Origin of the sequence: Paenibacillus hodogayensis (assembly GCF_039536325.1) — a bacterium.
GTDB lineage: Bacteria > Bacillota > Bacilli > Paenibacillales > NBRC-103111 > Paenibacillus_AB > Paenibacillus_AB hodogayensis.
The window spans coordinates 521,557-533,988 of sequence record NZ_BAAAYO010000006.1 but is presented as its reverse complement, the minus strand read 5'-3'; the positions used below and the strand labels follow the sequence as shown (position 1 = coordinate 533,988).

Genomic DNA, 12,432 nt, shown 5'->3' with positions numbered 1-12,432 from the left:
TGTATACTGTTGAGCATACTGATGCGAAGGAGTTTATAATGATGCTAACACGATTCACAGACAGGCGGCGCACAAGACTGCTGCCGTTGCTCGTCGCCTTCATGCTCATTTTGGGCGTGTTTCCGGCGGGCTACAACACGGCTTTTGCCAGCATTGAGTACCCTGTATTTTCACCGAGTTATCCGACGCTAACAAGCACGTCGCTCACTACAGCAACTTTAAAGGTCAAATCTCCCCAAAACGGAACCGTTTATTATGTAGTTACCGATGAAATGATGAGCCTTATGCTTTCCAGCCTCAGTGTCAAGAACGGGATGGGTTTGGGCAACGTTCCCATTACCAATAAAGGAAGCATCCCTGTACAAGCGGGCGTAGAGGTGCAATTGCCGATTAGCGGACTAAGCTCGATGCCGGGAATGCCCATGCTCACCTCTACGATCAGCGTAGTCATTGAAGATCCGCACGGAACTTTATTGCAGGTGCCTCTAAGATTTCCGTTTCAGCCCTTAATCGATACAACTCCGCCTGTATTCGAAGGCGGGTTCCCTCAAATCGGCAGCGTAACGCCTGACTCGGTCGAGGTGAAAGTGAAGCTGGACGAGCCGGCAATCGTCTATACGAAGGTGCTCCCTCGAGGTAGCGCGCCGATCGACAGCATTACCGTTGCAAGCAATTTGCCGGGGACCCCTTTCATTACGGCAAATACGGAGCAAACGATCACGATAAGCGGGTTAACGCCGAATACGGATTACGATATTTATGTCGTAGCTAGAGACATCCCAAGCATGTACTCGCCTATTGGAAATCTGCAAACCAGCCCAGTGATGCTCCAGACATCAACAACGACGGCAGGACCTTCCGCGCCTGCGCAGGTCACTGCCGTCGGCGGTGACGCTCAAGCGGTCGTCACGTGGAGTTCGAGCGCTCAAGCGGTCAGCTACGCGGTGTACAAGTATGCGGGTACAGCCGCGCCGCTGCTGGAAAGCGATTGGACGGTCGTACAGCCGGGGACAGCGGATACGTCCTTCACAGTAACCGGCTTGACGAACGGCACGCCGTATGTGTTCGCCGTTAAAGCGAGCGACGGCGCGCAAAGCTCGGCCTTTTCATCGGCGTCCGCCAGCGTAACGCCAAGAGCCGTCCTGGCTCCGCCAGCGCAAGTGTCCGCCACGGCGGGAGATAGCTTGGCTGCCGTAACTTGGAGCGCAAGCGCGAACGCGGTAAGCTATGCGGTCTACCACTATGCGGGTGCCGCTGCGCCGCTGCTGCCATCCGATTGGGTTGTCTCGGCGCCAACCGTGACCGGTACGACCTATACCGTGCAAAATTTGGTCAACGGCACACCTTACGTGTTTGCGGTCAAAGCGATCGACGGTGACGGAACGTCCGCCTTTTCGCCGGCATCGGCCAGCGTGACGCCTGTTGCAGCCTTGACGCCGCCAACCGTGCCGCAGGAAGTTTTGGCCGTAGCGGGCAACGCTCAAGCGTCTTTGTCATGGAACGCCAGCAATCATGCAAACAGCTATGCGGTCTATCAATATGCGGGAACGGCTGCGCCGCAGCAGGAGAGTGATTGGGTGCTCGCTGCATCCAATGTTATCGGAAAAAGGTACACGGTTACCGGTTTGACGAACGGCACCTCCTATGTGTTTGCCGTAAGAGCGGTCAATGAAGCGGGATGGTCGGACTTCTCGCAGGCATCGGGCAGCGTGACGCCTGTTGCAGCCTTGACGCCGCCAACCGTACCGCAGGAAGTGGTGGCCGTAGCGGGCAACGCTCAAGTGTCTTTGTCATGGAATGCTAGCCGAAATGTCGTAAGCTATTCGGTCTATCAATATGCAGGAACGGCTGCGCCGCAGCAAACCAGCGACTGGGTGCTTGCCGCATCCAATGTAACCGGGAAGTCCTTTACGGTTACCGGCTTGACAAACGGGACGGCGTACGTGTTTGCCGTAAGAGCGAGCAATGAAGCGGGCACCTCGGATTATTCGCTGCCATCGGCCAGCGTAATTCCGCAAGGCGGATCGGACAACCCGGGAACGAATCCGGGTACGGAGCCTGAAACGAATCCGGGAACCAATTCCGGTGCGAATTCCGGCGGCGGAGCGGGCGGTAGCGCACCGACAACGGAGACGATCAAAGTGAATGTGGAGAACGGTACGAACGCTGCCGTCGTGTCTTCTCTGGATATTACTCGTACCCGCGACGCGAAGGGATCAATCAAGGATTCGCTGAAGTTCGAATCCGGCAAAGCCAAAGAAATTGTACAACAGTTGATCGATTCCGGTTCCAAGATTGCAACCATCGTCATACCGGACGCGAAGGATGAAGTATCCGAATGGAACTTTACGATCGACAAAGCGACATCCTCGCTCCTTTTTGAAAAAGGAATCGACCTTGTGCTTGTCAACAACAACGTGAAGATTACGATCCCGAGCGCCGCTCTCCAAGATCGGGCCCAAGACGTATACTTCCGATTGGTACCGCTGAAATCGCAACAAGAGCGTTCCGACGTAGAGCGTAGAGCGCAAGCAGATACAGGCATCGTCACCGTTGCCGGAGACGCGCGCATCCATATGGCCGGCCGGCCAGTCGTCATCGAGACGAACCTGCAGGACCGCCCTGTAACGCTGGTGCTTCCTTTGGAAGGGCAAGCGGCTTTGAATGCGGACCCGAGTCAATTGGGCGTTTATATCGAGCATAGCGACGGCAGCAAAGAGCTTGTTCGCGGCGAAGTAGTTGACCTTGCCGAGAAAGGCGAGAAAGGGCTTCGCATTACGGTAGATAAATTCAGCACCTTCTCGGTCGTTCTGGTAGACGCTTGGGGCGGATCGAAGGAATTGAAGGCATACATTCAAGGATACGAGGATCATACGTTCCGTCCGAACGGCTTCATTACCCGTGCGGAGACGGCAGCGATCATCGCGCGAATTGCAGGCGATAAAGCGGCTTCCGCGTCCGTATCGTACACCGACGTGTCTGCTGGTCATTGGGCAGCCACAGCGATTGCGACAGCAACCAATTTGACCATCATGACCGGCTATGAAGACAAAAGTTTCAAACCGAACCAAGCGGTAACCCGCGCGGAAATGGCTAAAGCGCTTCTGCCGCTGCTGAAAACCGATCGCGGCGCAGCTTCCGTTTCATTCTCCGACATGAAGGGACATTGGGCAGCCGACGCCGTCGCCCGTCTGAAAGCCGCGGGCGTGCTGAACGGCTATGAGGACGGCACGTTCCGTCCGGACGGACAATTGACGAGAGCAGAAGCCGTTACCATGATTAACGGTATTTTGGGTGTGGCTCCGCATAAAGATCAACAGCCGATCTGGAAGGATGTTAAGTCCGATTTTTGGGCTTACGGCGCCATCCAAGCGGCCTCTGCCGCACAGTAAAGAACGACTTGCCAGGAAGCCAAGGCCGCTCCGCTCCCCAAGAAGCGGGGCGGCTCTTGTGTTTTAATAGGGGAGCGGCGCGAGTCGCTTGCTCCGTAACCGTTCTCGGTCCCGAATTGAAGGGAAAGCCAATCGATTGTAAAGGAAAGCGCATATCCTCTTTACAAATGAAAATAAACCCATTATAATATCGTTTAGCATCAATAAACCGGACATGTCTCCGGCAGCCCCAGCACCGTTTTTTACATATCGGGGTATAGCGCAGCCTGGTAGCGCGCACCCTTGGGGTGGGTGAGGTCGCACGTTCAAATCGTGTTACTCCGATACTAAATTGCAAGTTAAGACCACTTTCTTCGGCGTATGTCAATACACTGGGGAGAGTGGTCTTTGCTATTACGCTGCTGTGAATTACACCGCACATGCTGCAAGACAGATAGCATTCGTTGACGCAATGCTATACTACGCGGTTACGAGGTGTTGCTTGGACAAAATTTCCATCATTTCGGACTGAGGCAGCTTGATGACGGAATACCTTTGGGTTGGAAATATAATGAAACTCGGGAGTTGCGAATTGGGTAATCGTTATAGGATTGAAATCGAGAACCCTTCGGTTCTTTATGAATATGGGGGCGTATCGATAGCTTTTTCAGTTGCGTCCGAGTTTAGAATTCGCATGTTGAACCAAGGGTTAGGGGGCGTGTCCATGGAAGAAGTTCCAGTAGCGCCTTATGAGGTAGATTATGACGCGGAAAAAGGACAGGGACCCGGAAACCGGAGGTTTGGATGGAAAAGCTGCTTTACCATTATTATGATGCTTCGACAGGTCCGTTCTGCAACTTGTCCGATCTGGAACTTGATGATGCAGAGGGCGTTCTGGGTAACATTCGAAGCGAAGGAAAAGGTTTTGCAAGCAAACGTTCTCCCGAATATCTCGCGTTACGAAGGGAACTGGAGACAAGTGCAAGAACGATGTTTGAACGTAAAGGCGGAAAACCAGTCAGACGATACCCGCACTACATGACGTTTGAGGCATGTCCGTGGCTGCTATCCTGGTATACGAACGGCAAAGAGCTGTGTATTCCCATTACCGAATTCGATCCTTTTACCATCAGTTTCACTTATGGTGATTTATTTCCGACTATGCGGTACCAGGACGGGAAACCGTATCGGAATCAGGTATATACCATTGATGAAATTTACGAAATGATTCGACAGTATGGACTGCCGCAGGAGTGGAATGCGGACGGAACGCTTGGGCCCGAACGATATATTGAAGTGCAAATATGGGATGATGTTCCACTGCGGACCTATAAAGAACACGGCTGATGCGTATTCGAAATAACCATGGAAGGGAGGACCGGGCATGAGAATCCGATTAGCGGCTCAAGAGGATATCGACCAACTGATCCGCATGCGCTGGGATTTTACATACGAGCATGCACCAGACATTGTGGCGTCCTATGGAGATTTCCATAACGAGTGCAGGGAATTTCTCGAGGCTGTGATCGACGGTGGAAAATGGTTCATCTGGGTGGCTGAGAAAGAGGCGCGAATCGTCTCCCACATCTACGTGGAACTGATCGATAAGGTGCCTCGTCCTGGCCGCAATACGCATCCGTTTGCGTATATGACAAACGTTTACACGGTTCCCGAGTATCGGTCGAGGGGAATAGGCAGTCAACTATTGAGAGAAATCAAGCAATGGGGAGAGGAACGGCAGCTTGAATTCATCATCGTTTGGCCTAGCGATGAAGCCGTTCCGTTCTATGCAAGGAACGGGTACAAGCATTGTACCGAACCAATGGAGCTTTCATTGGAGTGAATGCATAAAGAATCGCTTATGATTAAAAAGACCGTTTGACATCGCGGACTATTTTTCGCATCATAGATAGAGGCACAGACAAGCAAATGACAGTTGAGTCGAGGAGAGAGGATGGATCGAAAAATGGCCAGCGAGACGGTACAAGGCGATTATTTCGTGATCAAGGCGAAGGAGAACGGCGTTCACGTCATCGGATTGACGCGAGGGCATGACACGCGGTTTCATCACACGGAGAAGCTGGACAAGGGAGAAGTTATGATCGCCCAGTTTACGGAGCATACGTCCGCCGTGAAAATACGCGGCAAGGCGGTCGTCATCACCCGCTTCGGCACAGTCGACACCGACGAATAGCATACGTAAAAAGCTACGGGTGCGCGCCACATATGGCAAGCCCCCTTCCCGCAGCGGCGATAGCACGCGGCTCTTTCAAAAAGGCAGGCATAGCTTGCCTTTTTGTTATGTACAATGAAGGAGAGGAGCTAACGGGGAGGGATGGGCTTTGAAATCGACAGTCCGGATTATGGCGGCTGTACTGATCTCGATTGGATTCGCCGCAGTTCTTTCGATTGTTCCCGAGTTGGACGGTTCGGTCCAATCGAACGGAGCGGAAACACCCGTATTCCGGTCGGATTATGCCGTTACCCTGAGCGAACGCAATCTGGTCGATCTGCTGGTCAGAGCCAAGCTCCGTCTGAACGTGGCGCATGTGGAGTTTAGCGACTCCATTCTTTCCGTTGATTTGAAAACAAAGTCTGGCGGAATGTCCGCCGAAGCGATATATGAAGATTTGTACGAGTTGTCTTCTCTTGGCTTTTCGGGCACTAAAAATGTAAAGCAGCTGCTTGTCCGCGTCATGGAGCAGCCGGCCGGCAAAGATCAAACGCCGCAGCTGCTGCTGGCCATGGACGCGAAGCGAACGGATCTGGGCGGCGGGGCGACGGAGGCGGGTTTGCGCGGGAGAGGGACGAAGGAGCAATACCTAAGTTCACATTTTAGCCTTACTTATACGCGCAAGTGGCTTGACCAGTATCGCTGACCAGGATGTATACTGAATAAAGCGGCGGCGCGGCGAATGACGGCCGGCAGTCGCAATGCCTCGTCGGAACAATAGGTTGTGCGCGGTGCTTCCGGTTATGATATAATGGTTTGGATGCACGGATGAACGCAATTTGAACGCTTGTCGGCGGTACGGAGGCATGTATGAACAGTTACTCGATTGCGGATGCGACGAAACCTTACACCGAATACGATATGATCCGGGATCACACGGAATTGCCGGAGCTTCCGAATTTTCGTACGCAGCTTTTGTACGCGTTTCTAAATAAAAGCCCGGCAGCCGGTCAGCAAAGCGAGCTGTATGCCCTTGTGGCGTCATTGGCCCAGATGGGGCTGGATACGCATGATCTGGTGGCGGAAACAAACGATCGCAAAGAGAAGAAGGAAGCCCGGTCCCGGCAGCTGAAAGTGCTGGCGGGCGATTATTTCAGCAGCCGGTTTTACCAACTGCTTGCGCAGGCCGGACAGGTGGAGATGACCGGTCATATGGCGACGGCGATATGCGAAGTAAACCGGTTGAAGATGAATATGTACACGCGAATCCGCCAATGGAAAATGACGGCCGACGAGTATATGCAGCAAGCGGTGAGCATCAAGATGCAGCTGTTCTTGACGTTCTCGCGCCTGCTGGAAGGGATGAAGCCGAACAGCTGGCCGGACATGCTCCACGGGTATACGAGCTGCGAAGTGTTGCTGGACGAGCTGCGCCGTATCGAGCGGGGGAACGATCTCCGGTCCGGTTGGGCTTTTTGGCATTTGCTGCAAATCGGCACGAAGGAAGAGAAAAAGCAGTTGAAAAACGGGGAATCCGACCCCGGAAAGCTGCGGACGCTGCTTCACAAGTACAATGTGAGGGCGACCCTGCTTCAAATGCTGGACGCGCAGTTCAATCAGCTGTCGGACAAAATTCGGCAGTTCGACTCGGACAAGCTGGCCGGAGAGCTGCACCGGATCGGCGATCCGTTCGCAAGAGCGATTGCCGCTTCGCGGGCATTGGAGGAAGTGTGAGCGAGGTGAAGAAAAGGTTGGAGATGAATACGAGCAAAGAACAGTTTGTCCATTCCGTATTCGAAAGCATTGCCCATAAGTACGATTTGATGAACGACCTGATCAGCTTCCGCAGGCATAAGGCTTGGCGCAAGTTTACGATGAAGCAGATGGCGGTCAAGCCCGGATCGACGGCGCTGGACGTGTGCTGCGGAACGTGCGACTGGACGCTGCAGCTGGCGCAGGCGAGCGGAGACGGCCGCATAGTCGGGCTGGATTTTAGCCAGAACATGCTCGATTTCGGGGAGCAGAAGATAGCCCGGGTTGGCAAGAGCAAGCAGATTGAATTGACTCACGGCAATGCGATGGAGCTGCCTTTTCCGGACGATACGTTCGATTATGCCACAATCGGTTTTGCGCTGCGCAACGTGCCGGATCTGGAAAAGGTGCTGAGAGAGATGCAGAGGGTCGTCAAGCCTGGGGGGCTTGTCGTATCGCTCGAGCTGTCCAAGCCGACGTGGCAGCCGTTCAAGTCGATTTACTACTTTTATTTTCAGCGTGTCCTGCCGTTGATCGGCAAAATGATCGCCAAGCGGTACGAGCAGTACAAGTGGCTCCCGGAGTCGCTCGTCCATTTTCCAGACCACAAACAGCTTGCCGGCATTTTCCGGCACATCGGTCTTTCGGACGTCCGCGCGTATCCGTTAACAGGTGGGGTCGCCGCCTTGCACATCGGAGCTAAGGGAAAGGGAAATCAGGAGGGTGCGGGTCGTGTGGAGTAAAGTCAAAATCTTTATGGAAATGATCAAGTTCGAGCATACGCTCTTCGCTTTGCCGTTCGCCTTCATGGGGGCGGTTCTCGGCTCGGTCATCCAGTTCGGCTCGCTCCCTACATGGGGGCAGATCGGTTGGATCGTGATGGCCATGGTCGGCGCGCGCAGCGCCGCGATGGGACTGAATCGGCTAATCGACCGGGTGATCGACAAGAAAAATCCGCGCACCGCAAAGCGCGCCTTGCCGGCTGGGCTGCTGTCAGCCGGAGAAGTGCTGCTGTTCATTATCGTCTCGTTCGTTTTGCTTTTCTGGGCTACGGCCAACCTGAGTCCGCTGGCAATGAAGCTTCTGCCGCTTGCCGTCTTCATGACCGTTATTTATTCGTACACGAAGCGCTTTACTTGGACTTGTCATCTCATTCTCGGCTTGACGCTCGGACTTGCTCCGCTCGGCGCCTGGGTCGCCGTCACGGGCACGATCGACTGGACGGCTATGGTGCTGTACGTCAGCGTCGCATTATGGACTGCCGGCTTCGACATCATCTATGCTTGCCAAGATGCGGAGCATGACAAGCGCGAAGGGCTTCATTCGATACCGAGCCGCTTCGGGATCGGCCCGGCGCTTATGCTTGCCCGACTGTTCCACGTCGTAACCTCGATCGGGCTGCTGAGTCTGTTCCTGATGACGGAGCTGAGCTGGTGGTATTTGGCTGGTCTGCTAGTATCCTATGTGATCTTGTTTTATGAACATTACATCGTGAAGCCGAACGACTTATCGAAATTAAACACGGCGTTCTTCACGATGAACGGCGTTTTGAGCGTGGTTGTGTTTTGTTTCACATTCATCGATCTGGTGGTGCGCTACGTATGGTAGAAAGCGAAAATCGCCCCGGCTGGGTCGTCGGCTTGACCGGAGCGAGCGGAGCCGTCTACGGCGTCCGGCTTTGCGAGGTGCTGCTGGAGCTGGGATACCCCGTCCATCTGGTCATTACCGATGCGGGCTGGCGGGTGCTGCACGAGGAGCTGGGCTGGGATGCCGCTCATCGCCAGCAGACGATTGCAAGCCGATTCGAACGTTTCGCAAGACAGCCGCGCTACTACCCGATCGCGGATATTGGAGCAAGCATTGCGAGCGGCTCGTTTCGCACGGCGGGCATGGCCATCGTTCCATGCAGCATGGGGACGCTGTCGGGCATCGCCCACGGCGCCTCCGGCAATTTGCTTGAGCGGGCCGCCGACGTGATGCTGAAGGAAGGGCGCCGGCTTATCGTCGTGCCGCGGGAAACGCCGCTGCATGCGATTCATTTGGAAAACATGCTGAAGCTTGCGCGCATGGGCGTGAGCATCGTGCCGGCAATGCCGGCTTTTTATCACAAACCGTTATCGATGGATGAATTGGTTGATTTCCTGGTCGGCAAAGTGCTCGACAACATGGGAATCGACAACGAACTGTTTCGACGATGGGGAGATGCTTGATGATGCAGCACGGTTCGTTAATACGTATTGGAAAAATCAACTACACGAACGTTTGGCCGATTTATCACCATTTTCCGCATGAGCGGTTCGGCACGGATCTGGAATGGATCGGTCAAGTGCCGACCGGACTGAATCGGGCGATGCTGGCCGGCGAGGTGGATATGGGGGCGATATCCTCGTTCGCATACGGGGAATCGCACAGCCGCTACGAACTGTTCCCGGAGCTGTCCGTCAGCGCCAAGGGAAAAGTGAATTCGCTGCTGATTTTCCACAAGAAGCCGCTTGAGCAGCTTGACGGCTGTACGGTTATGCTGCCGACGACATCGGCTACAACCGTCAATCTGCTGAAGATCATCCTCGCCCGTTTCGTTGGCGTCACGCCCCGCTATGTGTATGCGGCTCCGTCTTTGGATACAATGATGAAACATGCCGATGCGGCGCTGTTGATCGGCGACGATGCGATCCGGGCCAGCTGGTCCGAGACTCCATACCAGGTGACGGATATGGGCGAGCTCTGGTACAAGTATACCGAGCATTGGATGACCTTTGCCGTATGGGCCGTTCGCAAAGAAACGATCGCCGCCTATCCGGGGCTTGTCGCGGCTATTCACGAAGCGTTTCTGCAAAGCAAGGCTGCCGGCGAGCGCGACCCGGAATCGATTATTCGCCGGGCTCAGATGGATATTGGCGGCACTCTCGACTATTGGCGTTATTATTTTCGCAATTTGAGTCATGATTTCGGCCCGGAGCAGCGGAAAGGGCTAAGCCTGTACTTCCGCTACGCGAACGAACTGGGGCTGCTTCCCGAACCGGCTCCGCTCCATATGTGGACCGATAATTCCGTAACCAGGTGACGCAATGAAACTATTGGATATTTATGCCCGAATGAAGAAAGACATTGCTTTCGTCGAACGGGAGCTGGAGGACAGCGTCTACACCGAGCATGCAATGCTCAAGGAAACGTCGCTCCACCTGCTCAAGGCGGGAGGGAAGCGGATACGCCCTGTGGTCGTTCTGCTTTCCTCCCAGTTCGGCCAGTACGACCTCCAGCGGATCAAGCATATCGCCGTTCCGTTGGAGCTGATCCATATGGCTACGCTCGTGCACGACGACGTGATCGACGACGCGGATACGCGCCGCGGTCAGCAGACGGTGCGGGCGAAGTGGGATAACCGGATCGCCATGTATACGGGGGATTACATTTTCGCCAAGGCGCTTATGGTGGCAACGCAGCTCAGCAACCCGCGCATCCACCAAATTTTGTCGTCCGCCATCGTAGAGCTGACCATCGGCGAGATCGAGCAAATCCGCTACTTTTTTCGCACGGATCAAACGCTTCGTCATTACTTGCTTCGCATCAAGCGCAAAACGGCGCTGCTGATCGCGATCAGCTGCCAGTTGGGCGCCGTCGCTTCGGAGGCGACCGACGACATATGTCGGAGGATGTACCAGTTCGGCTATAATGTGGGTATGGCTTATCAGATTCGCGACGACATTCTGGATTTGACCGGAACCGAGAAGGAGCTGGGCAAGCCGCCGGGCAGCGATATCCGCCAAGGCAACATAACGTTGCCGGTCCTGTATGCGCTCTCGGACACCGGCATTCGCCGCGAGCTGCTGGACGAGATCGAGCGGGTCCGGCTTGTCGATGGGCAGACGGACGTCTCGCCTTTTCTGCGTCTCATTCGCGGTGGTACTTACATCAAGCAGGCGGACAACCTGTCGTCGCGGTATATCGACAGGGCCATCGAGGCGTTGAACGGCTTGCCGGACATCCGCGCCAAGCAGGATTTGATTAAAGTGGCTCATTTCATCGGCAACCGTTCGTACTGAGCTGCCGGCAAGATTGGCGTCCGGCCGGCGATCACCACCGATCATTACGACATTTACGAGAGTGGAGGGAAACGTTATGGAAAGAACTTATTTGATGATCAAACCGGACGGCGTGCAGCGCGGATTGATCGGGGATATTGTAAGCCGCTTCGAGCGCAAAGGGTTTACGCTGATCGCCAGCAAGCTGATGGTCGTGACGCGGGAGCAAGCCGAGAAACATTATGCCGAGCATCATGGAAGGCCTTATTACGACGACTTGATGAGCTTCATTACGTCTGCCCCCGTATTTGCAATGGTATGGGAAGGGGATCAGGTCATCGCGCTGTCGCGAATCATGATGGGCAAGACGAATACGCTGGAAGCGCAGCCGGGAACGATCCGAGGCGATTATGCCGTACATACGAACCGCAATCTGATTCACGGCTCGGATTCTCCCGAGAACGCCGTACGGGAGATCGGCATTTTTTTCGAGCCGCATGAGCTTCTCGGTTATACAAAAACGATTCAAAAGTGGATTTAATGGCTGCTGCTGCATGAAATTCCCGTAACTTCGACAATTTTCGATAGAACGAGCAGGAAAATATCCCGTGTGCATGGAATAAATGGCATACGGGATTTTTTGTATGCTTGGGACTTCCGGCATGCAAACGGGGAGTTTTACCGATCGATATCGTCTCTTGGGGAGTGACAGGGGTTGGATGATCAAGATTTTTTGTTATTCGTGAAAAAAGTAAAAGACTACTCGGCCATTGACTTGTCCCAGTACAAGGAAGCGCAAATGAAACGCCGGCTCACGACTCTTTATACGAAAAAGGGCTACACCTCTTTTGTCTCGTTCTTCGACGCGATGGCCCGGGATAAAGAGCTGTATTACGAGTTTCTGGATCGGATGACGATCAACGTTTCGGAATTTTGGCGCAATCCGAACCGTTGGGAGCTGCTCGAGAGCAAGTTTATTCCGGAGATGATGCGTTCCACACGGCGGCTCAAATGTTGGAGCGCGGCTTGTTCGACGGGGGAGGAGCCGTATACGCTGGCGATGATCATGGCCGAGCTGGGCGTTTTGGAATCGTCCCAGGTATACGCGACGGAT

At 54.3% G+C, this 12,432-nt stretch carries 13 protein-coding genes and 1 tRNA gene; all 14 read left to right on the top strand.

The window, feature by feature from the left end; all coding sequences use genetic code 11:
- The first annotated feature begins 38 nt into the window (after nucleotides 1-38).
- Entirely contained in the window at nucleotides 39-3,392 is a 3,354-nt protein-coding gene (locus tag ABD796_RS13490; protein WP_344908628.1) for an S-layer homology domain-containing protein, read from the top strand.
- Between the two features lie 250 nt (nucleotides 3,393-3,642).
- A tRNA-Pro gene (locus ABD796_RS13485) sits at nucleotides 3,643-3,716 on the top strand.
- Nucleotides 3,717-4,175: 459 nt separating this feature from the next.
- Nucleotides 4,176-4,718, top strand: a complete 543-nt coding sequence (locus ABD796_RS13480) for a hypothetical protein (RefSeq protein ID WP_344908627.1) — start codon at nucleotides 4,176-4,178, stop codon at nucleotides 4,716-4,718.
- 37 nt (nucleotides 4,719-4,755) lie between these two features.
- The gene (locus tag ABD796_RS13475; protein ID WP_344908626.1) at nucleotides 4,756-5,214 is read left to right on the top strand and encodes a GNAT family N-acetyltransferase; all 459 of its coding nucleotides are present in this window, start codon (nucleotides 4,756-4,758) and stop codon (nucleotides 5,212-5,214) included.
- A gap of 111 nt (nucleotides 5,215-5,325) precedes the next feature.
- Nucleotides 5,326-5,565, top strand: coding sequence for a trp RNA-binding attenuation protein MtrB (gene mtrB / locus ABD796_RS13470; RefSeq protein WP_344908625.1), 240 nt, complete (start codon nucleotides 5,326-5,328; stop codon nucleotides 5,563-5,565).
- A gap of 148 nt (nucleotides 5,566-5,713) precedes the next feature.
- On the top strand, nucleotides 5,714-6,250 hold the full coding sequence (locus ABD796_RS13465) for a hypothetical protein (RefSeq protein ID WP_344908624.1): 537 nt from the start codon (nucleotides 5,714-5,716) through the stop codon (nucleotides 6,248-6,250).
- 164 nt (nucleotides 6,251-6,414) lie between these two features.
- A complete protein-coding gene (locus ABD796_RS13460; RefSeq protein ID WP_344908623.1) occupies nucleotides 6,415-7,278 on the top strand; it encodes a heptaprenyl diphosphate synthase component 1 in 864 nt (287 codons plus the stop codon).
- Nucleotides 7,279-7,301: 23 nt separating this feature from the next.
- Nucleotides 7,302-8,039 (top strand): demethylmenaquinone methyltransferase, encoded by a 738-nt coding sequence (locus ABD796_RS13455; protein WP_344908952.1) that lies wholly within the window; start codon nucleotides 7,302-7,304, stop codon nucleotides 8,037-8,039.
- Nucleotides 8,029-8,904: a UbiA-like polyprenyltransferase gene (locus ABD796_RS13450; protein WP_344908622.1), complete on the top strand. Its 876-nt coding sequence runs from the start codon at nucleotides 8,029-8,031 to the stop codon at nucleotides 8,902-8,904. Before ABD796_RS13455 ends, ABD796_RS13450 begins: the two co-directional genes overlap by 11 nt.
- The gene (locus ABD796_RS13445; protein WP_344908621.1) at nucleotides 8,898-9,506 is read left to right on the top strand and encodes a UbiX family flavin prenyltransferase; all 609 of its coding nucleotides are present in this window, start codon (nucleotides 8,898-8,900) and stop codon (nucleotides 9,504-9,506) included. Before ABD796_RS13450 ends, ABD796_RS13445 begins: the two co-directional genes overlap by 7 nt.
- Entirely contained in the window at nucleotides 9,506-10,360 is an 855-nt protein-coding gene (locus ABD796_RS13440; protein WP_344908620.1) for a menaquinone biosynthetic enzyme MqnA/MqnD family protein, read from the top strand. Before ABD796_RS13445 ends, ABD796_RS13440 begins: the two co-directional genes overlap by 1 nt.
- 4 nt (nucleotides 10,361-10,364) lie before the next feature.
- Nucleotides 10,365-11,339 (top strand): heptaprenyl diphosphate synthase component II, encoded by a 975-nt coding sequence (gene hepT / locus ABD796_RS13435; protein ID WP_344908619.1) that lies wholly within the window; start codon nucleotides 10,365-10,367, stop codon nucleotides 11,337-11,339.
- 76 nt (nucleotides 11,340-11,415) lie between these two features.
- The gene (gene ndk / locus ABD796_RS13430) at nucleotides 11,416-11,859 is read left to right on the top strand and encodes a nucleoside-diphosphate kinase (protein WP_344908618.1); all 444 of its coding nucleotides are present in this window, start codon (nucleotides 11,416-11,418) and stop codon (nucleotides 11,857-11,859) included.
- A gap of 174 nt (nucleotides 11,860-12,033) precedes the next feature.
- Nucleotides 12,034-12,432, top strand: a 399-nt coding sequence (locus ABD796_RS13425; protein WP_344908617.1) for a CheR family methyltransferase, incomplete at its 3' end; no start/stop codon positions are given.

Coding starts and splice junctions, on each gene's coding strand:
- ABD796_RS13490 (WP_344908628.1), top strand. CDS start 39: ATGATGCTAACACGATTCACAGACAGGCGGCGCACAAGACTGCTGCCG.
- ABD796_RS13440 (WP_344908620.1), top strand. CDS start 9,506: ATGATGCAGCACGGTTCGTTAATACGTATTGGAAAAATCAACTACACG.
- hepT (WP_344908619.1), top strand. CDS start 10,365: ATGAAACTATTGGATATTTATGCCCGAATGAAGAAAGACATTGCTTTC.
- ABD796_RS13445 (WP_344908621.1), top strand. CDS start 8,898: ATGGTAGAAAGCGAAAATCGCCCCGGCTGGGTCGTCGGCTTGACCGGA.
- ABD796_RS13455 (WP_344908952.1), top strand. CDS start 7,302: ATGAATACGAGCAAAGAACAGTTTGTCCATTCCGTATTCGAAAGCATT.
- ABD796_RS13460 (WP_344908623.1), top strand. CDS start 6,415: ATGAACAGTTACTCGATTGCGGATGCGACGAAACCTTACACCGAATAC.
- ABD796_RS13480 (WP_344908627.1), top strand. CDS start 4,176: ATGGAAAAGCTGCTTTACCATTATTATGATGCTTCGACAGGTCCGTTC.
- ndk (WP_344908618.1), top strand. CDS start 11,416: ATGGAAAGAACTTATTTGATGATCAAACCGGACGGCGTGCAGCGCGGA.
- mtrB (WP_344908625.1), top strand. CDS start 5,326: ATGGATCGAAAAATGGCCAGCGAGACGGTACAAGGCGATTATTTCGTG.
- ABD796_RS13475 (WP_344908626.1), top strand. CDS start 4,756: ATGAGAATCCGATTAGCGGCTCAAGAGGATATCGACCAACTGATCCGC.